The organism is Nocardioides aurantiacus (genome assembly GCF_003752505.1).
GTDB classification, from domain to species: Bacteria; Actinomycetota; Actinomycetes; order Propionibacteriales; family Nocardioidaceae; genus Marmoricola; species Marmoricola aurantiacus.
This window is the reverse complement of sequence record NZ_RKHO01000001.1, coordinates 2161105-2184890: the sequence shown is the minus strand read 5'-3', so window position 1 is coordinate 2184890 and position 23786 is coordinate 2161105. Positions and strand designations below refer to the sequence as shown.

Below are 23786 nucleotides of genomic sequence, written 5' to 3'. Positions count from 1 at the left end.
TCGCGGCCCTGCCACGCTCGCAGCGGCGCGGACCGGGGGATACCGGAGAACTACGGGGTCGGGTGCCCGTGCACGTCGTCGCGCGCCAGCCGCATCGCCGCCTCGGTGCGGGTGCGGCAGTCGAGCTTGGTCATCGCGTGGCGCACGTGCATCTCGACGGTCCGGACGCTGAGGAACAGCCGGGCGGCGATCTCGCGGCTCGTCAGCCCGCTGCCGACCAGGCCGAGCACCTCGCGCTCGCGGGCGCTGAGCGCGTCGTCACCGGCACCGGCCGGGCTCCCGCCCAGTGCCGCCAGCTCGCGGCCGAGCGGCTCGAGCAGCAGCCGGGCCTTGAGGCGTCGGGCGGTCCGCTGCGCCTGCCGGAGCAACTCGACGGCCTCGTCCCGGTCGCGACCGGGGAGCAGGGCGGCGAGCCGGCGGCGTACGGCCACGTCGGCCAGCGGCAGCTCCTCGGCTGCGCCCAGGGTGAGCGCCTGCCGCAGGTGCGGCACGGCGGCCGGGACGTCGCCCTCGAGCGCCGCCGTCTCGGCGAGGGCCACGCCCAGCGCGATCCGGGCGTCGGGCTGGTGCCCGAGGTCGGCCTGGGCCAGCAGCGCGGTCGCGCGCGCCACCTCGCGCACCAGGCCGAGCCGGGCGAACAGGCCGACCGCGTCCTGGAGCACCGGCACGCAGTAGTGCCGCTCCTCGCTGTCCTCGCAGCGCTGCAGGACCCGCTGCAGCCCGGCGACGGCCCCGGCGTCGTCACCCGCGTGCCGGTCGAGCAGCGACAGCCCCCACGAGGCCAGCAGGTCGACGGGCAACAGGTCGATGCGCACCCCGGTGAGACGCGCGCCGAGCAGCGCCGCCCGCGGCCCGCGGACCCGGCCCCGGAAGGTCTCGACCAGGCCCACGACCACCTCGGCGGCGGCCCGGGCCGGCGGTGGCGAGGCGGGGTCGTGGGACACCTCGGCGCACACCTCGAGCGCGGTGTCCCAGCGACCGCCGTGCAGCATCACGACCGCGGCGCAGGCCCGGCAGACCTGGGCGGTGACGTCCTGGTCCCCGTGCCGGCAGAAGGCGTACGCCGCGTCGTACGCCTGGCCCGCGGAGCGGTAGTCGCCGGTGTGCTCCAGCGCGTCCGCCAGCCTCTGGTAGGCCTCGGCCGCGGGGGCGACCAGCCCCGCCGACAGCGCCCGGTCGAGCGCGGCCCGCACCTGCGCCACCCCCTCCGCGCCGTGCTCGGTCCGGGCGAGCAGGTTGCCGTGCAGCGCCTGCGCGCGGCACACCAGGTCCAACCGGTCGGCCCGCAGGGCGTCGCGCTCGGCGAGCCGGGTGACCTCCAGTGCGGCGCGGAGGCTCGCGGCCGAGCGCAGGTGGACCGCCACGGCGAGCCGCTCCACCGCGGCCTCCGCGGGGCGCCCGGCGTCCTCGTGCAGGCGGGCGCAGGACTCGCGCTCGGCCACCGCGACCGACCACTGGCCCAGCAGCTCGTGCTGCGTGGCGAGGTGGGACAGCAACCCCGCCCGGGCCCCGGTGGCCCCGGTGGCCCCGGTGGCCCCAGTGGCCCCGGTGCCCGGCGCCTGCTCCAGCAGCTCGACGAGGGCGGCCACGGCGGTCCGGTGCTCGCCGCAGCCCTCGGCCGCGCCGGCCAGCGCGGTCAGCGCCCGGACCCGCCCGGGTTCGTGGCCGGGTTCGTGGGCGGGCCAGGAGGCGACCAGCGGGTCCAGCAGCGCGAGCGCCTCGCGGTGCGACCCGGTCGCGAGCAGCCGGTCGGCGAGCCGCGACGCGCAGGCGCGCCGCCGGGCCGGCGGCACCTGGTCGCGCACCGCCTCGCGGACCACGTCGTGCCGGAACCGCAGCACGCCGTCCACGTCGCGCGCGAGGTGCTCCCCGGCCTCGAGCTCCTCGGGCCAGCCGCCCGGGAGCAGCGCAGCGAGGTGGCGCGGCTCGACGACCGGACCGGTGACGGCCGCCAGCAGCACGGCCTCCCGGCCCGCGTCGTCGAGCCGCTCGAGCTCCAGGGCGACGAGGTCGCGGACGGTCTCGGGCAGGGCGTCGTCCTCCTGAGCCAGCGCCAGGAGCAGGAACGGCAGCCCGTCGGCGCGGCGCACCACGTCCTCCACCCGTCCGGGGTCGGCAGCCTCACCCAGCCGGTCGGCGACCAGGCGCCGGGCGTCGGCGTCGGCCAGCGGCCCCAGCCGCAGCTCGGTCACCAGCCCCGCGTGCCGCAGCGCGGCCCGGACGGGACGGAGGGGATGGTCGCGCGCCAGGGCGGCGGGCCGGTACGTCGCCACCACCGCCGCCGGCCCGTGGTTCGGCCCGTGATCCGGGCCGCCGGCCAGCCCGCGGGCCAGGTCCGGCAGTCCGCGCACGGTCTCCTCGTCGGCCAGGTGGAGGTCGTCCAGGCGCACCACCAGCGAGGGGTCGTACGCCGCCACCGCCGCGTCGACCAGCGCGGTCGTGCCGACCCAGGCGTCGCCGCTCACGAGCAGCAGCGGGGGAGCGGCGCCGGAGCGCGGTCCACCCGGCGGGCCCGGGTCCGCCGAGCGCTGGTCGAGCCAGGCCCGGAGCCGGGCCAGCTCCTCGGTGCGTCCCACGAGCACCCCGCCCACCGGGCCAGCATCCCCTCCGGACGGGCGGCTGACAACGCCTCCGGCGCTGGTAGGGTCGTCCGCGATCGGCATCCTTTAACGATCCGTCCCGTGAGGCGGAGAAGGAGGTACGGCGTGCCACTGCATGCCCCCACCCGTCCGGGCCCCGCGATCCTCGTGCTCGAGGACGGCCGGACCTTCCACGGCGAGGCCTACGGCGCCCCCGGGGAGACCTTCGGCGAAGCGGTGTTCTCCACCGGCATGACCGGCTACCAGGAGACGCTGACCGACCCGTCCTACCACCGCCAGGTGGTCGTGATGACCGCCCCGCACGTCGGCAACACCGGCGTCAACGACGACGACCCCGAGTCGCGCCGGATCTGGGTGAGCGGCTACGTCGTGCGCGACCCCGCCCGGGTGCCCTCCAACTGGCAGTCGGTGCGCAGCCTCGACGACGAGCTGCGCGAGCAGGGCGTCGTGGGCATCAGCGGCATCGACACCCGCGCGCTGACCCGCCACCTGCGCGAGCGCGGGGCGATGCGCGTCGGCATCTCCACCGAGACCTCCGACAGCGCCGCCCTGCTGGAGCGGGTCCTCGCCTCTGCGCAGATGGCCGGCAGCGAGCTCGCCGACGAGGTCACCACCGCGGAGGCCTACGTCGTGCCCGCGGTCGGCGAGAAGCGGTTCACCGTCGCCGCCCTCGACCTCGGCATCAAGGCCAACACCCCGCGGATGCTGGCCGCCCGCGGCGTCGAGGTCCACGTGCTGCCCGCGACCTCGACCCTCGACGACGTCCTCGCGGTGCAGCCCGACGGCCTGTTCTTCTCCAACGGCCCGGGTGACCCCGCGGCGACGACCGACCAGGTCGAGCTGCTCCAGGGGGCGCTCGAGCGCGGCCTGCCCTACTTCGGGATCTGCTTCGGCAACCAGCTCTTCGGCCGGGCCCTGGGCTTCGGCACCTACAAGCTGACCTACGGCCACCGCGGCATCAACCAGCCGGTGATGGACCGCACCACCGGCAAGGTCGAGGTCACCGCCCACAACCACGGGTTCGCCGTCGACGCCCCGCTCGAGGGCTCGACCGCGACGCCGTACGGCGAGGCCACCGTCTCCCACGTCTGCCTCAACGACGACGTGGTCGAGGGCCTGGAGCTGCGCGGGGAGGACGGCCGGTTGCGGAGCTTCTCGGTGCAGTACCACCCCGAGGCCGCCGCGGGCCCCCACGACGCCGCCTACCTCTTCGACCGGTTCACCGACCTGATGTCCGACGGGAAGGACGCCTGATGCCCAAGCGCACCGACATCCAGAGCGTGCTGGTCATCGGGTCCGGCCCGATCGTGATCGGCCAGGCCTGCGAGTTCGACTACTCCGGCACCCAGGCCTGCCGCGTGCTGCGGGCCGAGGGCCTGCGGGTGGTCCTGGTCAACTCCAACCCGGCCACGATCATGACCGACCCGGAGTTCGCCGACGCGACCTACGTCGAGCCGATCACGGCCGAGTTCGTCGAGAAGGTCATCGAGAAGGAGCGCCCCGACGCGCTGCTCGCGACGCTCGGCGGCCAGACCGCGCTCAACACCGCGATGGCGCTCGACGCCGCCGGCGTCCTGGAGAAGTACGGCGTGGAGCTGATCGGCGCCAGCATCGAGGCCATCAACCGCGGCGAGAACCGCGAGTCCTTCAAGCGGATCGTCGAGGAGCTCGGCGGCGAGGTCGCCCGGTCGGTGGTCTGCCACACCCTCGAGGAGTGCTTCGAGGCCTCGGCGGACCTCGGGTGGCCGATGGTGGTGCGACCCAGCTTCACCATGGGCGGCACCGGCTCCGGCATGGCGTACGACGAGAAGGACCTGCGGCGCATCGCCGGGTCCGGCCTGGCCGCCAGCCCGACCACCGAGGTGCTCCTCGAGGAGTCGATCATCGGCTGGAAGGAGTACGAGCTCGAGGTGATGCGCGACACCGCCGACAACGTGGTGATCGTCTGCTCGATCGAGAACCTCGACCCGATGGGCGTCCACACCGGCGACTCGATCACCGTCGCCCCGGCGATGACGCTGACCGACCGCGAGTACCAGCACCTGCGCGACCTCTCGATCGGCATCATCCGCTCGGTCGGCGTCGACACCGGCGGCTGCAACATCCAGTTCGCCGTCAACCCCGCCGACGGCCGGGTCGTGGTGATCGAGATGAACCCCCGCGTCTCGCGCTCCTCCGCGCTGGCCTCGAAGGCCACCGGCTTCCCGATCGCCAAGATCGCGGCCAAGGTCGCGATCGGCTACACCCTCGACGAGATCCCCAACGACATCACCCGGGAGACCCCGGCCTCCTTCGAGCCGTCGCTGGACTACGTCGTGGTCAAGGTGCCGCGGTTCGCGTTCGAGAAGTTCCCGGCCGCCGACCCGACGCTGACCACCCACATGAAGTCCGTGGGCGAGGCGATGGCGATCGGTCGCAACTTCACCGAGGCGCTGCAGAAGGCACTGCGCTCGCTGGAGGACAAGAAGGCCGTCTTCGACTGGAGCCACCGCACCGTCGCCCTCGACAAGGACGCGCTGCTGGCCGAGGTGGCGACCCCCCACGACGGCCGGCTGCGCAAGGTGATGGACGCGCTGCGCGCCGAGGCGACGCCGCAGGAGGTCCACGAGGCCACCGGCATCGACCCGTGGTTCGTCGACCAGCTGGTGCTGATCAACGAGGTCGCGCAGCAGGTCATCGAGGCTCCCGAGCTGACCCCGGGCCTGCTGCGGCTGGCCAAGCGCCACGGCTTCTCCGACGCCCAGCTGGGCCGGATCCGCGACATGAAGGAGCCGGTCGTGCGCGGCGTGCGCCACGCGCTCGGCGTCCGGCCGGTCTACAAGACCGTCGACACCTGCGCCGCCGAGTTCGCCGCCAGGACGCCCTACCACTACTCCTCCTACGACGAGGAGACCGAGGTCGCGCCGCGCGAGCGCGAGGCCGTGATCATCCTCGGCTCGGGCCCCAACCGGATCGGCCAGGGCATCGAGTTCGACTACTCCTGCGTCCACGCCAGCCTCGCGCTGCACGACGCCGGCTACGAGACCGTGATGGTCAACTGCAACCCCGAGACGGTCTCCACCGACTACGACACCTCCGACCGGCTCTACTTCGAGCCGCTCACCCTGGAGGACGTGCTCGAGGTGGTCCACGCCGAGCGCGCCGCCGGACCCGTCGCGGGCGTCATCTGCCAGCTCGGCGGCCAGACGCCGCTCGGCCTCGCGCAGGGCCTCGAGGACGCCGGGGTGCCGATCGTGGGCACGCCGCCGGCCGCCATCGACCTGGCCGAGGAGCGCGGTGCCTTCGGGCGGGTGCTGGCCGAGGCCGGGCTGCCGGCCCCCAAGCACGGCATGGCCACGACGTACGCCGAGGCGCGCGACATCGCCGCCACGATCGGCTACCCGGTGCTGGTGCGGCCGTCGTACGTGCTCGGTGGCCGCGGCATGGAGATCGTCTACGACGACGGCGCACTGGCCGGCTACATCCAGCGGGCGACCGAGATCAGCCCGGAGCACCCGGTGCTCGTCGACCGGTTCATCGACGACGCGGTCGAGATCGATGTCGACGCGCTCTACGACGGCACCGACCTCTACCTCGGCGGCGTGATGGAGCACATCGAGGAGGCCGGCATCCACTCCGGCGACTCCTCGTGCGCGCTGCCGCCGATCACCCTGGGCAAGGAGGAGATCGACCGGATCCGCACCGCCACCGAGGCCATCGCCAAGGGCGTCGGGGTCCGTGGGCTGCTCAACATCCAGTTCGCGCTCGGCTCCGACGTGCTCTACGTCCTCGAGGCCAACCCGCGCGCCAGCCGGACGGTGCCGTTCGTCTCCAAGGCGACCGCCACACCGCTGGCCAAGGCCGCCGCCCGCATCATGCTGGGCGAGACCGTGGCGGGGCTGCGTGCCGAGGGCCTGCTCAAGGCCGAGGGCGACGGTGGCGACCTGCCCGGCGACGCGCCGATCGCGGTCAAGGAGGCGGTGATGCCCTTCAACCGCTTCAAGACGCTCGAGGGCCACAACGTCGACACCGTGCTCGGTCCCGAGATGCGCTCGACCGGCGAGGTGATGGGTTTCGACGGCCACTTCGGCACCGCCTTCGCCAAGGCGCAGACGGCCGCCTACGGCTCGCTGCCGCTCTCGGGCCGGGTCTTCGTCTCGATGGCCAACCGCGACAAGCGCACGATGGTGTTCCCGGTGAAGCGCCTGGCCGACCTCGGCTACGAGATCCTCGCCACCCAGGGCACGGCGGAGGTGCTGCGACGCAACGGCGTCTCGGCGACCGTGGTCCGCAAGTACAGCGAGGGCGACGCGGCGTCGGGGGAGAGGACCATCGTCGGGCGGATCCTCGACGGCGAGGTCGACCTGATCGTCAACACCCCGCACGGCACCTCGGTCGGTGGCGGGTCGCCGCGGCTGGACGGCTACGAGATCCGCACCGCAGCGATCCTGGGCAACATCCCGTGCATCACCACGGTGCAGGGGCTCGGGGCCGCGGTGCAGGGCATCGAGGCGATGCGGGCGGCCGACATCGGCGTCCGGTCGCTGCAGGACTGGGCGCGACGGGCCGCCGGGGAGCCGGAGACCCCGGGAGCCGCGGGGTGACGCTGTACCACCGGCTCTTCGACCGGGTGCTGGTCCGCACCGACGCCGAGCGGGCCCACGAGCTCGCGTTCACGGCGATCCGTCGGGCCCGCCCGGTCACCCACGCGCTGCAGTCGGGGGCCCGTCGCGCCGGCCGCGCCGGCGGCGAGGTCGAGGCGATGGGGCTGGTGTTCCCCGGCGTCCTGGGCCTGGCCGCGGGCTTCGACAAGAACGGCGTCGGCATCGACGCGCTGGCCAACCTCGGCTTCGGCTCGGTCGAGATCGGCACCGTGACCGCGCAGCCCCAGCCCGGCAACCCGCGGCCGCGGCTGGCCCGGCTGCCCCGCGACCGCGCCATCGTCAACCGGATGGGCTTCAACAACGACGGGGCGGTGGCGGTGGCCCGGCGGCTGGCCGAGCGCCGCCTCGACATGACGGGTCGCCGGTCCGGCGTACCCCTGGGCGTCAACATCGGCAAGACCAAGGTCGTGCCCGAGGACGAGGCCGTCGCCGACTACGAGACCAGCGCCGGGCTGCTCACGCCGTACGCCGACTACCTGGTCGTCAACGTCTCCTCGCCCAACACCCCCGGGCTGCGCCACCTGCAGGCGGTGGAGCGGCTGGAGCCGCTGCTGCGCGCCGTACGCCGCCGCGCCGACGACGTCTCGAGCACCCACGTGCCGCTGCTGGTCAAGATCGCCCCCGACCTCGCCGACGACGACGTGCTCGCCGTGGCCGACCTCGCGCTGGCCGTGGGCCTGGACGGCGTCGTGGCCACCAACACCACCGTCTCCCGCGACGGGCTGGCCAGCCCCGGGGGCGCGGTCGAGGCCGCCGGGGGAGGCGGGCTCTCCGGACCGCCGCTGCGCGCGCGTGCCCAGGAGGTCACCCGCCTGCTCCGTGACCGGCTCGGTCCCGAGCCCACGATCATCGGGGTCGGCGGCATCACCACCGTCGCGGACGCCCTGGCCCGGCTCGACGCGGGTGCCGACCTGCTGCAGGGCTACACCGGCTTCGTCTACGAGGGCCCGGGGTGGGCGCGCCGGATCAACCGCGGCGTCGCCCGGGCGCGGGCCGAGGTGGCCGCATGACGCCGTTCGGCGCCCGGCTCGCCGCGGCGGTCGACGTCCACGGACCGCTGTGCGCCGGCGTCGACCCCCACCCGGCGCTGCTGGAGGCCTGGGGCCTGCCCGACACCGTCGCCGGGCTCGAGCGGTTCGCCCTCGGCGCCACCGAGGCCCTCGCCCCCGTCGTGGCCGCGCTGAAGCCGCAGTCCGCGTTCTTCGAGCGGTTCGGGTCCGCCGGCGTCGCCGTGCTGGAGCGGGTCCTCGCCACCGCGCGGGAGGCGGGCGCCCTCACCGTCGTCGACGTCAAGCGCGGCGACATCGGCTCCACCGCCCAGGGGTACGCCGAGGCCTACCTCGACCCCGGCTCGCCCCTGGCCGCCGACGCCCTCACGGTCTCGCCCTACCTGGGCACGGGCAGCCTGCAGCCGTTCTTCGACACCGCCCGGGCCCACGGGGCGGGCGTCTTCGTCCTGGCCCTGACCTCCAACCCCGAGGCGCCGCCGTTCCAGCAGGCCGTCACCGCGGCCGGCCAGACGGTGGCGGGCAGCGTGCTGGACCACCTCCGCGGCCTCAACGCCGGCGAGGAGGGTCCGCTGGGCAGCTTCGGCGCGGTCGTCGGCGCCACCATCGGCCGCACCGAGGAGGACCTCGACGTCGGCGGCCCGCTGCTCGTGCCCGGCCTGGGTGCCCAGGGCGGGACCGTGGCCGACGTACGCCGCATCTTCGGGCCGGCCTCGCGCCTGGTGCTCGCCTCGAGCTCCCGGGAGATCCTGCGCGCGGGCCCCGACCCGGCCGCCCTGGCCGCCGCCGCCCGGGCCGTGGCCGAGGACCTGGCCGCGCTGCGGGACGTCGCGTGAGGACGCCCGTGGGACGGGTCGCCGCCGTGGTGGCCGGCCTGCTCCTGGCGCTGCCGCTGGCGGGCTGCGGCGAGCCCACCACCGAGGACTACTGCGCCCAGCTGCGCCTGGACCGCGAGCAGCTCTCCGCCATGGTCTCGGCGAGCTCCCCGACCGCGCTGCTGGACAACCTCGAGCTGCTGCAGGGGCTGGGGGAGAAGGCACCCTCGGACCTCACCGACGAGTGGCAGACGTTCCTGGGTGCCCTGGAGGACCTCGACCGCGCACTGCGCTCCGCCGACGTCTCCGCGGAGGACTTCCAGGGAGGCGAGCCGCCCGCCGGCCTGAGCCCCTCGGAGCGCCGGGACGTCGTCGCGGCGGCCGACCAGATCCGCTCCGAGGAGGTCGTCTCGGCCGCCTCCGGCATCGAGCAGCAGGGCCGTGACGTGTGCAAGGTCAACCTCGGGCTGTGAGCACCGGGGCCGCGTTGCAGCCCGTCGAAGGACGTGACTACTGTGCAACGCACTCCCCGCGCGCCGTCCGTGCCGCGCCCCCACACCACGTGCCCGCCCCCGCCGGGCAGGAAGAACGAGGAACCCTCCGTGGCCCTGCCGCCCCTCACGCCCGAACAGCGCCAGGCAGCACTCGACAAGGCCGCCGCCTCACGCCGTGAGCGCGCCGAGGTCAAGAACCGGCTCAAGAACTCCGGCTACACCGTGGCCGACGTGATCGAGGAGAGCCGCCACAACGAGGTCATCGGCAAGATGCGGGTCAGCGAGCTGCTGCAGTCGATGCCCGGCATCGGCAAGGTCCGTGCCCGCCAGGTGATGGAGCGGCTGCAGATCTCCGAGAGCCGTCGCGTGCGCGGCCTGGGCGCCAAGCAGGTGGCGGCGCTCGTCGAGGAGTTCTCCGGCGCGTGACGCAGGACCCGCCCTCGCGCCTGACCGTCCTGGCCGGCCCCACCGCCGTGGGGAAGGGCAGCGTGACCGCCTGGGTCCGCGAGCACCACCCCGAGGTCTGGATCTCGGTCTCCGCCACCACCCGGCAACGCCGGCCCGGTGAGCAGGACGGCGTCCACTACCACTTCGTCGACGACCAGGAGTTCGACCGCCTCGTCGCCGAGGACGCGCTCCTGGAGTGGGCCGTGGTCCACCGCGGCTCCCGCTACGGCACCCCGCGCGGCCCCGTCGAGGACGCCCTGGCCCAGGCCCGGCCGGCGCTGCTCGAGATCGACCTCCAGGGCGCCCGGCAGGTCCGCGAGCGCATGCCCGAGGCCCGGTTCGTGTTCCTCGCTCCGCCGTCGTGGGAGGAGCTGGTCAACCGGCTCGTCGGCCGCGGGACCGAGGACGCCGCCGAGCGCGAGCGACGCCTGGACAGCGCCCGCGAGGAGCTGGCGGCCGAGCCGGAGTTCGACGAGACGGTCGTCAACCGGCGGATTCCGGATGCCGGCCGACGATTGGTAGAGTTGATGGGGTTGGGCGGCCGCTGAGGCCTGCCCTGCTCCACCTTGCGTCTACGTGAATGAGGCTTTGATGACTGCGTCCGGACCTGTCGCCGAGGGGATCACCAACCCCCCGATCGACGACCTGCTGACGAAGACCGACTCCAAGTACAAGCTGGTCCTCTACAGCGCCAAGCGGGCTCGCCAGATCAACGCCTACTACTCCCAGCTCGGCGAGGGCCTGCTGGAGTACGTCGGCCCGCTCGTGGACACCCACGTGCAGGAGAAGCCGCTCTCGATCGCGCTGCGCGAGATCAACGACGACCTGCTGACCTGCGAGGACATCGACCCCGAGGAGGCCGCGGCCGAGGCGCTCGCCGTCGACCAGGCCGCCGCCGCCGGCTCCAGCGACGAGCCCGTCTCCTGATGAGCTGCTGCCGGTGACCACCACCGGTGGATCCCGCCCTCGTGTCGTCCTCGGCGTGAGCGGCGGGATCGCTGCGTATAAGGCCTGCGAGCTGCTTCGCCGGTTCACCGAGTCCGGCCACGACGTCACCGTCGTGCCGACCGCCTCGGCGCTGGAGTTCGTGGGTGCCCCCACCTGGGCGGCGTTGTCGGGCAAGCCCGTCAGTGCCGACGTGTGGACCCAGGTCCACGAGGTGCCGCACGTGCGGATCGGCCAGGAGGCCGACCTCGTCGTCGTCGCGCCCGCCACGGCCGACCTGATGGCGCGCGCCGCCCACGGGCTGGCCGACGACCTGCTCACCAACACGCTGCTGACCGCCCGCTGCCCGGTCGTGCTCGCCCCGGCGATGCACACCGAGATGTGGGAGAACGCGGCGACCCGGGCCAACGTCGCCACGCTGCGCGAGCGGGGCGTGGTCGTCGTCGAGCCGGCCGAGGGCCGGCTGACCGGCGCCGACACCGGCAAGGGACGGCTGCCCGACCCGGCCGAGATCTTCGCCCTCGCCACCGAGGTGCTGGCCCGCCACACCGCCGGGGGCGCCGCGCTCGACCTCGCCGGCACCCGGGTGGTGGTCTCCGCCGGTGGCACCCGCGAGTACCTCGACCCGGTCCGCTTCATCGGCAACCGGTCCTCGGGCCGCCAGGGCTACGCCCTGGCCCGCGCCGCCGCCGTCCGCGGCGCCGAGGTCACGCTCGTGGCCGCCAACGTCACCCTGCCCGACCCGGCCGGGGTCGAGGTCCGTCACGTCGAGACGACCGCCGAGCTGCGCGACGCCGTGCTGGAGGCGGCCGCGGCCGCCGACGCGGTGGTGATGGCCGCCGCCCCGGCCGACTTCCGTCCCGCCGAGGCGTCGGCGACCAAGATCAAGAAGTCCGAGGACGGGTCGTCCCCGCGCATCGACCTGGTGCAGAACCCCGACATCCTCGCCGGGCTGGTGACCCACCGGCCGCGCCCCGACACGGTCGTCGTGGGCTTCGCCGCCGAGACCGGCGACGCCGCCGGCTCGGTGATGGACCACGCCCGCGCCAAGCTGGCCCGCAAGGGCTGCGACCTGCTGGTCGTCAACGACGTGGGCGGCGGCGCGGTCTTCGGCAGCGACGACAACGAGGCCGTCGTGCTCGACCGCGACGGGGGAGCGGCCCCCGTGCCGCGCGGCTCCAAGTCGGCCCTGGCGCACGTCGTGTGGGACCGCGTCGTCGCCCTCCGCGAGGCGGCCCGCCCGGGCCCGACACGCACCGAGACGCCGTAAGCCCACCAGGCCGGTTCGGTTAGGCTCAACCGTTCGCTGCCGAACCCCGATCTTCCACCACCAGGAGCTACCCGTGACCGGACGTCTCTTCACCTCCGAGTCGGTGACCGAGGGTCACCCCGACAAGATCGCCGACGCGATCAGCGACACCGTCCTGGACTACCTCCTCGCGCACGACGAGGACACCCGCACCCTGCGCGTGGCCGTCGAGACGCTGCTGACGACCGGCCTGGTCGTCGTGGCCGGCGAGGTGCGCACCACCGCCTACGCCCCCGTCGCCGAGCTGGTCCGCCAGAAGGTGCTCGACATCGGCTACGACTCCTCCGACAAGGGCTTCGACGGCGCCTCGTGCGGTGTCCAGGTCGCCATCGGCGGCCAGTCCGCCGACATCGCCGCCGGCGTCGACCACGGCCACGAGTCGCGGGTCGGCTCCTCGGCCGACGAGATCGACAAGCAGGGCGCGGGCGACCAGGGCCTGATGTTCGGCTACGCCTCGGACGACACCCCCGAGCTGATGCCGCTGCCGATCACCATCGCCCACCGGCTCTCCGAGCGGCTGACCGCCGTGCGCAAGGACGGGACGCTGCCCTACCTGCGCCCCGACGGCAAGACCCAGGTCACCATCGAGTACGACGACCAGGACCGTCCCGTCCGCGTCGACACCGTGGTGCTCTCCACCCAGCACGCCGCCGAGGTCTCGCTCGAGCAGCTCGAGGCCGACATCGTCGAGCACGTCATCGACCCGGTGCTCGCGAGCTTCGACATCCCGTCCGAGGACCACCGCGTCCTGGTCAACCCGACCGGCATCTTCGTGGTCGGTGGCCCGATGGGCGACGCCGGCCTCACCGGTCGCAAGATCATCGTCGACACCTACGGCGGCATGGCCCGCCACGGCGGCGGTGCCTTCTCCGGCAAGGACCCCTCCAAGGTCGACCGCTCCGCGGCGTACGCCATGCGCTGGGTGGCCAAGAACATCGTCGCCGCCGGACTCGCCCGCCGTGCCGAGGTCCAGGTCGCCTACGCCATCGGCAAGGCCCAGCCCGTCGGCGTGTTCGTGCAGACCTTCGGCACCGGCGTGGTCTCCGACGAGGTCATCCAGAAGGCCGTGCTCGAGGTCTTCGACCTGCGTCCCGCGGCGATCATCCGCGACCTCGACCTGCTGCGCCCGATCTACGCCATGACCGCGGCCTACGGTCACTTCGGTCGCGAGCTGCCCGAGTTCACCTGGGAGCGCACCGACCGCGCCGAGGCGCTGAAGAAGGTCGCCGGCGTCTGACGACGCCGCCCCGCTCGGAGCCCGGGCTCGTCGAGGGCCTGTCGGTCGCGGCTGCGAGCATGCAGCCGTGACCGACCCCTCGCCCCCTCCCGACCCGGCCGAGGAGCAGCTCGCGCTGCTGCCCGCGCCGGCCCGGGTCCGCGAGGTGGTGCGCCGCACCAAGCCCCCCCAGGAGCGCACCCCCGACCCGGTGGCCGAGGTCGACCCGGTCGCCCGCGTCCTGGTCGACGTGCCGCTGGCGCACCTCGACCGGCCCTTCGACTACGCCGTGCCCGCGCCGCTGGCCGCGTCGGCGCAGCCCGGCGTGCGGGTCAAGGTGCGCTTCGCCGGTCAGGACGTCGACGGCTTCGTCCTCGAGCGGGCCGCGACCACCACCCACACCGGGCGGCTGCAGCCGCTGCGCCGGGTGGTCTCCGCCGAGCCGGTGCTGCTGCCGGAGGTGGCCGCGCTGACCGGCGACGTGGCTGCGCGCTACGCCGGCACCCGCTCCGACGTGCTGCGCCTCGCGGTTCCCGCGCGCCACGCGAGCGTGGAGAAGGAGCCGCCCCGCGAGGCCGCACCCGTCCCCGACGCGCCGGAGCCGCGGGCCTGGTCGGCCTACGCCGGGGGAGCGGACCTCGTCGCCGGGCTGGCGGCCGCTGAGTCGCCCCGCGCGGTGTGGACCGTGCTGCCGGGCGACGACGGCGCGGCCCTGCTCGCCGACGCGGCCGTCGCGACCGCCGCGTCGGGCCGCGGCGCGCTCGTCTGCGTGCCCGACCGGCGTGACCTCGACCGGCTCGACGCCGCCCTGACCGCACGGCTGGGCGCGGGTGGCCACGTGGTGCTGGCCGCCGACGCCGGCCCCGCCAAGCGCTACCGCGCCTTCCTGGCCGTGAGCCGGGGCGCGGTGCCGATCGTGGTGGGCACCCGGGCGGCCGCCTTCGCGCCGGTCCGCGACCTTGGGCTGGTGGCCATCTGGGACGACGGCGACGACCTCCACGACGAGCCGCGGGCGCCGTACCCCCACGCTCGCGAGGTGCTGCTGCTGCGCGCCCAGGCCACGGGGTGCGCGGCGGTGCTGGCCAGCCACGCGCGCAGCGTCGAGGCGGAGTACCTCCTGCGCACCGGCTGGGCCCGCGAGGTCGCCGCACCCCGTGAGACGGTGCGCGAGCGGATCGCCGTCGACGTGGCGGGCGCCGACCCGCTGGCGGAGTCGCGTGACCCGGGCGCCCGCACCCGGCTGCCCTCGCAGGCGCTGCGGCTGCTGCGCGAGGCCGTCGCCGACGGCCCGGTGCTGGTGCAGGCGCCGCGGGTCGGCTACGCCACCCGCCTGGTCTGCGAGCGCTGCTTCACGTCGGCGACGTGCACCGTGTGCCGCGGGCCCCTGCGCCAGCGTGGTCCCGGCCGGCCGCTGGAGTGCGCGTGGTGCGCGACGGCGGCGCCCGGGTGGCGGTGCGAGGAGTGCGGCCACGCCGGCCTGCGCGCGCCCGTGCTGGGCGACGCCCGCACGGCGGAGGAGATCGGCCGCGCGCTGCCGGGCGTCGCCGTGCGGCAGTCGTCCTCGGGCGAGCGGGTGCTCGACCAGGTGTCCTCGGCACCGGCCGTCGTCGTCGCCACGCCGGGCGCGGAGCCGCCCGCCGAGGGCGGCTACGCCGCGGTGCTGCTGCTCGACACCTGGCTGCTCCTGGGGCGGGCCGACCTCCGCGCCACCGAGGAGGCCGTACGCCGCTGGGCCAACGCCGCTGCCCTGGTCCGACCCGCCTCCGAGGGCGGGCGCGTGATGGCCGTCGGCGACCCCGCCCACCCCGGGCTGCAGGCGCTGGTGCGCTGGGACCCCGGCGGCCTGGCCCGCCGGGAGATCGACGAGCGCCACTCCGCCCACCTCCCGCCGGCCTCGCGCGTCGCGACGCTGACCGGCACCGCCGCCGACCTCGAGCAGGGCCTCGCCGCACTCGAGCTCCCGCCCGGTGCCGAGGTGCTCGGCCCGGTGCCGGTCCCGCCGCCGCGCGACAGCACCGCCGACGTCGACCAGGAGCGCTACGTGCTGCGGGTGCCGCGCTCGGGCGGCGCGGCACTGTCGCGGGCGCTGCAGGACCTGCAGGCCCGGCGGTCGACCCGCAAGCTGCCCCACCTGCGCGTCGAGGTCGACCCGGCCGAGCTGGGCTAGCGCCCCGACCGAGCGGGAGCGGCCGGCACGGCGGGCGGGAGCCAGCGGGCGACCAGCACGCCGAGCACGACCGTGACGGCCGCCAGCACGAGCACCGGTCGGGCGACCCCGTCGGCGGGGGCGAGCGCGAAGCCGACGTACGCCGCCACGGAGAGCAGCTCGGCCAGCACGTTGGACGTCGAGACCACCGTGGCGCGGGCGTCGTGCTCGATGCTGTCCTGGAGCCGCACCTCGGCGAGCACCACCGAGAGCTGCACCAGGCCGTAGCCCACGGTCAGCGCCAGCGCGGCGACGAGGGCGTCGCCCGCCAGGGCCGCCGCTCCGACCAGGATCCCGGCCACCGCCACCACCGAGCCCGCACGGCGGGGGGACCAGCCGGTCGCGCGCGTGGCGACCAGCGCCCCCACCGCTTCGCCCGCCCCGACCAGGCCCACCAGCAGCGGCACCACCACCAGTGCGGCGCCCTGCTCGCGGAAGAGCAGCCCGAAGTACTCGTCCAGCACCTGCAGGGCCAGCACGGTCGCGCTGGCCAGCACCGCCCCCCGCACCAGGGCCGACGTGGTCGCCTCGCCCAGGCCCGTCCGCAGGGCCGTGCGCCACCGGGTCCAGGCGCCGTCCTGCCGGGGTGGCCCGAGGGGTTCGAGCTCGACGTCGTCGGGGTCGTCCGCGTCCTCCAGCGCGACCGCCGAGACCACCGGGGGAGCCGCGGGCAACCGCGCCACCACGGCGAGCTGGACGAGGCACACGCCGACGCTGGCCCAGCCGACGAGGTCGTAGCCGCCCACGGCGAGCAGCGGCGCGGCCAGCAGGGTGGTCACCGTCATCGCGGCCACCGCCAGCGCCTGCCCGACCCCGATCACGTGTGCGTAGCGGTGCCGCGCGCCCCGGGCGGCGAGCTCGTCGTAGGCCAGCGCCTGGAAGGTGCCCGAGGTCAGTGCTCCCGAGAGCCCCCAGAGCGCGAAGCCCGCCGCGAAGCCGGTGAAGGTCGGGAGGAGCACCCACGTCGCGAACGCCGCGGCGTACACCACCGCGCCGAGGGCCAGCAGCCCCCGCCGGGACACGGTGTCGGCCCAGGCGCCCGACGGGACCTCCAGGACGATCCCCACCACCGACCACAGCGCCAGCAGCACCGAGATCTGGCCCACCGAGAGCCCGGCGTCGGCGAAGAGGAGCGCGTAGACGGGGAAGACCGGCATCGCCTCGTCGAGCGCCTGCCACGCCAGCAGCCGCCGCTCCAGACCGCGGCTCGCCCCGGACCCCATGGCGGGCACCGTGCCCGCACCCGCGCCCCGCGTCAACCGGGTCCGGGGGTCCCTAGACTCGGGGGGTCCGTCGTCACCGTCCCCTGCGAGGAGACCGCTCGTGCCCGTCCGGCCCATCCGCCTGTTCGGCGACCCGGTGCTGCGCACCCCGGCCACCGAGGTCGTCGACTTCGACAAGGAGCTGCGCACCCTGGTCGACGACCTGACCGCGACGATGCTCGACGCGCCCGGCGCGGGGCTCGCCGCACCGCAGATCGGGGTCGGCCTGCGGGTCTTCACCTGGCACGTCGACGGCGAGCTGGGCCACCTGGTCAACCCGCGGCTGACGCTGTCCGAGGACACCCAGGACGGCGAGGAGGGCTGCCTGTCGATCCCCGGCTTCTCGATCGACTGCCGTCGTGCCGCCCAGGTCGTGGCCCACGGCTTCGACCTCCACGGCGAGCCGCTGCTGGTCGAGGGCACCGCCAAGCTGGCCCGGGCGATCCAGCACGAGACCGACCACCTCGACGGGATCCTCTTCGTCGACCGGCTCGACCGCGAGGCCCGCCGGGAGGCGATGCGCTGGATCCGCGAGGCCGAGTGGTTCGGTGAGGACCGCCCGCAGGTCAGGCTCTCGCCCCACGCCACGAACGGTCTGGGCATCTAGGTGCGCGTCGTCTTCGCCGGCACCCCCGTGGTCGCCCTCCCGGCGCTGGAGGCGGTGGCCGCCAGCCGCCACGAGCTGGTCGGCGTGGTCACCCGTCCCGACGCCCCCGCCGGTCGCGGCCGCCGGCTGGTCGCCTCGCCCGTCGGGCGGCGGGCCGAGGAGCTCGGCGTCCCCGTGCTCAAGCCCGCGCACCCGCGTGAGCCCGACTTCCAGGCCGAGCTGCGGGCGCTGGCCCCCGACTGCTGCCCCGTGGTGGCGTACGGCGCGCTGCTGCCCGCCTCCGCGCTCGAGATCCCGCCCCACGGCTGGGTCAACCTGCACTTCTCGGTGCTGCCCTCGTGGCGGGGGGCCGCTCCCGTGCAGCACGCGATCTGGGCCGGCGACGAGGTGACCGGGGCGACCACGTTCCGGATCGTCCCGGCGCTGGACGCCGGGCCGACGTACGGCCTGATGACGCAGACCGTCCGTCCCGACGACACCGCCGGCGCGCTGCTCGACCGGCTCGCCGAGGGCGGCAGCGGCCTGCTGGTGCAGACCCTCGACGGCATCGAGGACGGCACGCTGGAGGAGCGCGAGCAGCCCGCCGACGGCGTCAGCCTGGCGCCCAAGATCACCCCCGCGGACGCCGAGGTGGTGTGGGCCGAGCCCGCGGTGGCCGTCGACCGCCGCGTGCGCGCCTGCACGCCGTTCCCGGGAGCCTGGACGACGGTGGCGGGCGAGCGGCTCAAGCTCGGACCCGTCCGTCCCGTCGGCCCGCCCGGTGGGGAGACCGGTGGGCGGCCCGGCCTGGAGCCGGGCGTGCTCGAGGTCGGCAAGCGCGACGTCCTCGTCGGCACCGGCACAGGCCCGGTCCGCTTGGGGCGGGTCCGGCCGTTCGGCAAGCAGGAGATGGACGCGGCCGACTGGGCCCGCGGCGTACGCCTCGAGCCCGGCACCCGGCTCGGGGGGCCGGTCGCGTGAGCCGCGCGGCCCGTCCCGAGGACGTCGACGAGATCTGCGAGGCGCTGCCCGGCACCTGGTTCGGCACCTCGTGGGGCGACGTCCCGACCTGGCTGGTGCAGTCCCACGCCACGCGTCGCGAGGACGACCGGGGCCGCGGCTTCGTGCTCTACCGCCGCCCGCACGCCACCGCCACCGACCCCGACACCGGCGAGGAGTGGGACGACCTGCTCGTGCTGCGCACCCCCGACGCCGGCGCCAAGGCCGCGCTGGTCGAGGACGACGGGCCGTTCTTCGACATCGACCACTTCCGGAGCAGCACCTCGGTGCTGGTGCGGCTGTCCCGGATCGGCGAGGTCACCCGGGACGAGCTGGCCGAGCTGCTCACCGACGCGTGGCGCACTGCGGCGCCGCCCCGGCTCGTCCGCGAGCACGACGCGTGACGCGGAGCAGCCCCCGGGCCAAGGTCGACGCACCCCGGCTCGCGGCGTACGACGTGCTGGTGGCGGTCCGCGAGGACGACGCCTACGCCAACCTGGTGCTGCCCCGGCTGCTGCGCGAGCGTGCGATCACCGGCCGCGACGCGGCGTTCACGACCGAGCTGGTCGGTGGCACGCTCCGCGGCCAGGGGACGTACGACGCGCTGCTGGACCACCTGACGGGGAGGCCGCCCGACCCCGCGGTGCGCGACGCGCTGCGCCTGGGCGCCCACCAGCTGCTGGCGATGCGGGTGCCCGACCACGCGGCCGTGGCCTCCACCGTCGAGCTGGTCCGCACCCGGGTGGGACACAAGCCGGCCGGCTTCACCAACGCGGTGCTGCGGCGGCTCTCGACCCGCTCCCTGGAGGCCTGGCTCGACGAGCTCGACGCCCCGCTGGACGTCCGCACCTCGCACCCCTCCTGGATCGTCGTCGAGCTGGCGCGGGCGCTGGGCCGGCCCGAGGAGCTCGAGGCGCTGCTCACCGCCGACAACGAGCGCCCGGCGGTGACGCTGGTGGCGCGTCCTGGTCTCGCCTCCGTCGAGGAGCTGCTCGGGACGGTGGCGGGCGGCACCCCGCTCGCGACCTCGCCGCTGGCCGTCGCGATGGACGGCGGCGACCCCGGCGAGGTGCCGGCCGTGCGCGACGGGCGTGCCGGCGTGCAGGACGCTGGGTCGCAGCTCGTCGGACTCGCGCTGGCCCGGGCCGAGGTCGCGGGCCGCGACGAGCGCTGGCTCGACCTCTGCGCCGGCCCCGGCGGCAAGGCCGCGCTGCTGGCCGCGCTGGCCGACCGGCGCGGCGCGCGCCTGCTGGCCCACGAGCGGCTCCCGCACCGCGCCCTCCTGGTGCGGCAGGCGTTGCGGGCCACGACCGGCGACGTGGTCGTCGGCGACGGCACCCGGCCCGCGTGGGCCGAGGGGTCCTTCGACCGGGTGCTCGTCGACGCGCCCTGCTCCGGGCTCGGGGCGCTGCGCCGCCGCCCGGAGAGCCGGTGGCGCCGGCAACCCTCCGACCTCGACGCGCTGGTGCCGCTGCAGCGGGCGCTGCTCGACGCGGCGCTCGACTCGGTGCGGCCGGGCGGGGTGGTCGTCTACGCCACCTGCTCGCCGGTGGTGCAGGAGACGGCCGGGGTCGTCTCCGAGGTGCTGGCCGACCGGTCCGACGTACGCCTGGAGGAGGCGGCGCCGCTGCTGCCCGAGGTCTCCGACGCCGCCAGCGCCCACCTGCCCGGCGCGGTCCAGCTCTGGCCCCACCGCCACGGCACCGACGCGATGTTCCTCGCGGTGCTGCGGCGACGGGAGCCCGACCAGCCGACCTGACCCGCTAGCAGACCGAGTCGGTCGGCCGGGGGTTGCTCATCCCCAGCAGCGGGCGCAGCCGCAGCCCGGCCACGGTGCCGAGCAGCGCCATCGCACCCCAGAGCCAGCCGTGCAGGCTGAAGGACGCGATGCCGCCGAAGTAGGCGCCGATGTTGCAGCCGAAGGCGATCCGCGCGCCGTACCCCATCATGATCCCGCCGACGACCGCGCCGAGCGCGAGCCGACCGGGGATGCGACGGTGCACCACGAAGGCGCCGGCCAGCGCCGAGGCGACGAGGGCGCCGAGGATGATGCCGAGGTCCATCACCGAGGTCTTCTCGGCCAGGAAGCCGGCCTGGTACTTCGCGGCGTTGGCGGGGTCCTGCCAGAACGTCCACGACATCACGTCGACCCCGAGGGCGTCGAGCAGCTTGGAGCCCCAGAGGCTGAAGGCGAAGGTCACGCCCCACGCGCCCCCGGACACCCACAGGGTCAGTGCGTTGAGCCCGGCCAGCAGCAGCGCGCCCACCCACAACGGCCACGAGCCGCGCACGGCCCGGGCCGCGCCGCGGGCGACGGGGGCGCGGTCGACCGGGGGCACCGGCCGAGCCCCCCGGCCACCCCGGCCGCGGGCCAGGGCGTAGGTCAGCCCGACGATCGCGCCGACGACCGCCATGGTGAGGACCCAGGCGCCGAGGTGGCCGAACGGCTGCACCGTGGTGAGCGAGACGGGCGGGTGGCTGGGCAGGTCGTCGGTCCAGAAGGGGGAGTGCAGCGCCCCGAGGGTGGAGCCGGCGACGAAGCCGCCCAGCGTGATCAGGATCGCGGTCTGGCCGCTGCCCACGGCGAACAGCGTGCCCGAGGCGCAGGAGCCGCCGAGCTGCATGCCGACGCCGAACAGGAATGCGCCGACCACGACGCCGAAGCCCAGCGGGGCCAGCGACGGGGCGGCCGGGACGTCGTTCCAGGCGACGCCGTTGGCCAGGATCGGGGCGAACAGCGTCGCCGCGACCGCGATCATCAGCATGTGGGCGCGCAGGCCGGCGCCCTGGCGCACCGAGACCAGCTGCCGCCAGGCCGAGGTGAAGCCGAAGCGGCTGTGGAACAGCACGAACCCGAGCGCGGCGCCGATCCCGAAGAGCACGGCGGGCACCTGGCCCGAGCGCTGCCAGACCAGCGTGCCCAGGGCGAGCGCGCCCACGAGGCCGGCGAGCGCGATGCCGAGCTGGGGTGGTCCTGCGGTGGGCGCCTGGGACGCCGGACGGACCGGAGGCGTGCGGTCGAGGGTGGAGGTCACCCCGCCAGCCTAGGATCGGCGTCACCATGGGCATCCAGATCACCCCCAGCGTCCTGAACGCCGACCTGTCCCGACTCGCCGACGAGGTGGCACGCATCCCGAGCGCCGACTGGGTGCACGTCGACGTGATGGACAACCACTTCGTGCCCAACCTCACCCTGGGGCTGCCGGTCGTCGAGGCGCTGGCGCAGCACAGCACGCTGCCGATCGACGTGCACCTGATGATCGAGGACCCCGACCGCTGGGCGCCGGCGTACGCCGAGGCCGGCGTCGGCTCGGTGACCTTCCACCTCGAGGCGGCCGCGGCCCCGGTGCGGCTGGCCCGCGAGCTGCGCGCCCAGGGGGCCCGGGCCTCGATGGCGCTGAAGCCCGCCACGCCGCTGGAGGCGGCCGAGGGGATGCTCGGCGAGCTCGACATGCTGCTGCTGATGACCGTCGAGCCGGGCTTCGGCGGCCAGAAGTTCCTCGACCTCGTGCTGCCGAAGATCCGCCGCGCCCGCGAGCTGGTCTCGGCCGCGGGGCTGGAGCTGTGGCTGCAGGTCGACGGCGGCGTGTCGGCCGAGACCGTGGAGCGCGCCGCGGAGGCCGGGGCGGACGTCTTCGTGGCGGGGTCGGCCGTCTACTCCGCCGAGGACCCCGACGCGGTGGTGCGCGAGCTGCGTGACCTGGCGCACGCTGCCTCGTTGGGGGAGTAAGCCACCCGGGCCTCCGACCGTTCGGGGATCGTGCTCGACGGTGGCCGACCCGAGGGAGAAACCGTGCGTCGTCGCTCCACCACGACTCTCGCCGGCGCTGCAGCAGCGGTGCTCGCGTTCGGCCTGTCCGCCCCCACCGCAGCCTCGGCGGCCGACCCCGCGTCGTCGGCCGACGTCTCGCCGTACCTCGCGACGACGCTGCCGAGCCTGACCGGCGCGAGCACCGTGCTCGTGCACGGCACCGAGCTCGCCGCCGCGCGGTCCGCGGTCGCCGACGCCGGCCTGAGCCGCGTCGGCTCGTTCGACAAGATCGGCGTCGTCGCCGCCCGCGGCACCAAGGCCCAGATCGAGGACGTCCGCAGCCGGCCCGGCGTGGAGTACGTCGAGGCCGGCGAGCAGCCGATCCGGTTCTTCGACGAGACCTCCCACACCGCCACCCGCGGCATCGAGGCGCAGCAGACCCAGACCGGCGCCGACGGCAGCCCGCTGACCGGCAAGGGCGTCTCGGTCGGGGTCATCGACTCCGGCGTCGACCCGACCCACCCGTACTTCGAGGAGGCCGACGGCTCCAGCGCCGTCGTGGCCAACCTCAAGACGCTGTGCGACCCCACCGAGTCGCTGTGCACCGTGCAGCGCGTGCCCGGCTTCGTCGACACCGACACCCTCTCGGTCGGCGGTCACGGCACCCACGTCAACGGCATCGTGGCCGGGCGTCCCACCACGCTCAGCTCGGGCGAGAAGCTCCAGGGCGCGGCCAAGGACGCCAAGCTGGTCTCGATCTCGACCGGTGCCGCCCTGGTCATCCTCGGTGCCGACGCGGCGCTGAACTGGGTGCTGGAGAACCACGAGGCGCCCTGCGGCGCCGGCGTCCCCGCCGCGACCTGCCCGCCGATCAAGGTCACCAACAACTCCTACGGCCCGACCGGCGGCGGCACCTTCGACCCGCAGTCGGCCACGGTCAAGCTGCAGCGCGCGCTCGCGGCCGAAGGTGTCCTCACCGTCTGGGCCAACGGCAACGACGGCGGCGACGGCTCGGAGAACCTCTCCAACCCGCCCGGCCAGGACCCGACCCCCGGCGTGCTCTCGGTCGCGTCGTACTTCGACCTCGACAACGGCACCCGCGACGGCACGGTCTCGGAGTACTCCTCGCGCGGCCGCACCGGTGACCAGGCGACCTACCCCGACATCTCGGCGCCCGGTGAGAACATCACCTCCTCCTGCCGCCCCTACCTGCCGATCTGCTCGACCGGGTTCGACCCCGGGAACGGTCCCGGCCTGACCGACATCGGCACCTTCAACACGATCAGCGGCACCTCCATGGCCGCCCCGCACGTCGCCGGCATCGTGGCCCAGCTGTTCCAGGCCAACCCGCAGGCGACCCCGGCCCAGGTCGAGGAGGCGCTCAAGACCACGGCGTACAAGTACGCCGACGGCGCCGCCTACGAGAACGGTGCGCTCGGCACGACCAGCGTCGACAAGGGCTACGGCCTGGTCGACGTCGTCGCCGCGGCGCAGGCGGTGCGCTAG

At 75.1% G+C, this 23786-nt stretch carries 20 protein-coding genes; 17 read left to right on the top strand and 3 right to left on the bottom strand.

From position 1 onward, the window contains the following. Positions 1 to 50: 50 nt before the first annotated feature. Positions 51 to 2591 carry a LuxR C-terminal-related transcriptional regulator gene (locus EDD33_RS10490; RefSeq protein WP_123390682.1) on the bottom strand — a complete coding sequence of 847 codons (2541 nt, stop codon included), beginning with the start codon at positions 2589 to 2591 and terminating at the stop codon, positions 51 to 53. Positions 2592 to 2705: 114 nt separating this feature from the next. Between EDD33_RS10490 and carA the strand changes: the two genes are divergently transcribed. The 11 genes from carA to EDD33_RS10435 all read left to right on the top strand — a co-directional run bounded on the left by carA (position 2706) and on the right by EDD33_RS10435 (position 15643). Beyond that, a complete protein-coding gene (gene carA, locus EDD33_RS10485) occupies positions 2706 to 3854 on the top strand; it encodes a glutamine-hydrolyzing carbamoyl-phosphate synthase small subunit (RefSeq protein ID WP_123390680.1) in 1149 nt (382 codons plus the stop codon). Further along, on the top strand, positions 3854 to 7183 hold the full coding sequence (gene carB, locus EDD33_RS10480; RefSeq protein WP_123390679.1) for a carbamoyl-phosphate synthase large subunit: 3330 nt from the start codon (positions 3854 to 3856) through the stop codon (positions 7181 to 7183). Before carA ends, carB begins: the two co-directional genes overlap by 1 nt. After that, positions 7180 to 8253, top strand: coding sequence for a quinone-dependent dihydroorotate dehydrogenase (locus EDD33_RS10475; RefSeq protein WP_123390677.1), 1074 nt, complete (start codon positions 7180 to 7182; stop codon positions 8251 to 8253). Before carB ends, EDD33_RS10475 begins: the two co-directional genes overlap by 4 nt. Continuing rightward, positions 8250 to 9086, top strand: coding sequence for an orotidine-5'-phosphate decarboxylase (gene pyrF, locus EDD33_RS10470; RefSeq protein WP_123390675.1), 837 nt, complete (start codon positions 8250 to 8252; stop codon positions 9084 to 9086). The genes EDD33_RS10475 and pyrF overlap by 4 nt, the downstream gene beginning before the upstream one ends. An 8-nt stretch (positions 9087 to 9094) precedes the next feature. After that, positions 9095 to 9538, top strand: coding sequence for a hypothetical protein (locus tag EDD33_RS10465; RefSeq protein WP_123390674.1), 444 nt, complete (start codon positions 9095 to 9097; stop codon positions 9536 to 9538). 129 nt (positions 9539 to 9667) lie between these two features. Next, positions 9668 to 9985, top strand: a complete 318-nt coding sequence (mihF, locus tag EDD33_RS10460; RefSeq protein WP_123390672.1) for an integration host factor, actinobacterial type — start codon at positions 9668 to 9670, stop codon at positions 9983 to 9985. Next, the gene (gene gmk, locus EDD33_RS10455; RefSeq protein ID WP_123390670.1) at positions 9982 to 10554 is read left to right on the top strand and encodes a guanylate kinase; all 573 of its coding nucleotides are present in this window, start codon (positions 9982 to 9984) and stop codon (positions 10552 to 10554) included. The genes mihF and gmk overlap by 4 nt, the downstream gene beginning before the upstream one ends. Before the next feature lie 43 nt (positions 10555 to 10597). Further along, the gene (gene rpoZ / locus EDD33_RS10450) at positions 10598 to 10933 is read left to right on the top strand and encodes a DNA-directed RNA polymerase subunit omega (protein ID WP_056543292.1); all 336 of its coding nucleotides are present in this window, start codon (positions 10598 to 10600) and stop codon (positions 10931 to 10933) included. Positions 10934 to 10988: 55 nt separating this feature from the next. Further along, a complete protein-coding gene (gene coaBC, locus EDD33_RS10445; RefSeq protein ID WP_342773611.1) occupies positions 10989 to 12221 on the top strand; it encodes a bifunctional phosphopantothenoylcysteine decarboxylase/phosphopantothenate--cysteine ligase CoaBC in 1233 nt (410 codons plus the stop codon). A gap of 73 nt (positions 12222 to 12294) precedes the next feature. Further along, a complete protein-coding gene (gene metK, locus EDD33_RS10440) occupies positions 12295 to 13497 on the top strand; it encodes a methionine adenosyltransferase (protein WP_123390666.1) in 1203 nt (400 codons plus the stop codon). Between the two features lie 67 nt (positions 13498 to 13564). Further along, positions 13565 to 15643: a primosomal protein N' gene (locus tag EDD33_RS10435; protein WP_246003459.1), complete on the top strand. Its 2079-nt coding sequence runs from the start codon at positions 13565 to 13567 to the stop codon at positions 15641 to 15643. Here the strand turns inward: EDD33_RS10435 and EDD33_RS10430 are convergent. Next, positions 15640 to 16905 carry an MFS transporter gene (locus EDD33_RS10430; protein ID WP_170169783.1) on the bottom strand — a complete coding sequence of 422 codons (1266 nt, stop codon included), beginning with the start codon at positions 16903 to 16905 and terminating at the stop codon, positions 15640 to 15642. The two genes, EDD33_RS10435 and EDD33_RS10430, sit on opposite strands and share 4 nt — an antisense overlap. A 100-nt stretch (positions 16906 to 17005) precedes the next feature. Here EDD33_RS10430 and def point away from each other — a divergent pair, with 100 nt between their 5' ends. The 4 genes from def to EDD33_RS10410 are packed head-to-tail and all read left to right on the top strand — an operon-like array spanning position 17006 to position 20288. Beyond that, the gene (gene def / locus EDD33_RS10425) at positions 17006 to 17551 is read left to right on the top strand and encodes a peptide deformylase (RefSeq protein ID WP_123390663.1); all 546 of its coding nucleotides are present in this window, start codon (positions 17006 to 17008) and stop codon (positions 17549 to 17551) included. Beyond that, positions 17552 to 18511, top strand: coding sequence for a methionyl-tRNA formyltransferase (gene fmt / locus EDD33_RS10420; protein WP_123390662.1), 960 nt, complete (start codon positions 17552 to 17554; stop codon positions 18509 to 18511). Then, positions 18508 to 18933: an MmcQ/YjbR family DNA-binding protein gene (locus EDD33_RS10415; protein ID WP_123390660.1), complete on the top strand. Its 426-nt coding sequence runs from the start codon at positions 18508 to 18510 to the stop codon at positions 18931 to 18933. Before fmt ends, EDD33_RS10415 begins: the two co-directional genes overlap by 4 nt. Next, positions 18930 to 20288 (top strand): RsmB/NOP family class I SAM-dependent RNA methyltransferase, encoded by a 1359-nt coding sequence (locus EDD33_RS10410; RefSeq protein WP_123390659.1) that lies wholly within the window; start codon positions 18930 to 18932, stop codon positions 20286 to 20288. The genes EDD33_RS10415 and EDD33_RS10410 overlap by 4 nt, the downstream gene beginning before the upstream one ends. 4 nt (positions 20289 to 20292) lie before the next feature. Here EDD33_RS10410 and EDD33_RS10405 read toward each other — a convergent pair whose 3' ends face one another. Next, entirely contained in the window at positions 20293 to 21564 is a 1272-nt protein-coding gene (locus EDD33_RS10405; RefSeq protein ID WP_246003458.1) for a YeeE/YedE family protein, read from the bottom strand. 26 nt (positions 21565 to 21590) lie between these two features. Between EDD33_RS10405 and rpe the strand changes: the two genes are divergently transcribed. Then, on the top strand, positions 21591 to 22259 hold the full coding sequence (gene rpe / locus EDD33_RS10400) for a ribulose-phosphate 3-epimerase (protein ID WP_123390657.1): 669 nt from the start codon (positions 21591 to 21593) through the stop codon (positions 22257 to 22259). Between the two features lie 63 nt (positions 22260 to 22322). Beyond that, positions 22323 to 23786 (top strand): S8 family serine peptidase, encoded by a 1464-nt coding sequence (locus EDD33_RS10395; protein ID WP_123390655.1) that lies wholly within the window; start codon positions 22323 to 22325, stop codon positions 23784 to 23786.

Excerpts from the sequence above, each read along its gene's own strand:
- pyrF (WP_123390675.1), top strand. The coding sequence starts at position 8,250 with ATGACGCCGTTCGGCGCCCGGCTCGCCGCGGCGGTCGACGTCCACGGA.
- rpoZ (WP_056543292.1), top strand. The coding sequence starts at position 10,598 with ATGACTGCGTCCGGACCTGTCGCCGAGGGGATCACCAACCCCCCGATC.
- carB (WP_123390679.1), top strand. The coding sequence starts at position 3,854 with ATGCCCAAGCGCACCGACATCCAGAGCGTGCTGGTCATCGGGTCCGGC.
- EDD33_RS10430 (WP_170169783.1), bottom strand. The coding sequence starts at position 16,905 with ATGGGGTCCGGGGCGAGCCGCGGTCTGGAGCGGCGGCTGCTGGCGTGG.
- rpe (WP_123390657.1), top strand. The coding sequence starts at position 21,591 with ATGGGCATCCAGATCACCCCCAGCGTCCTGAACGCCGACCTGTCCCGA.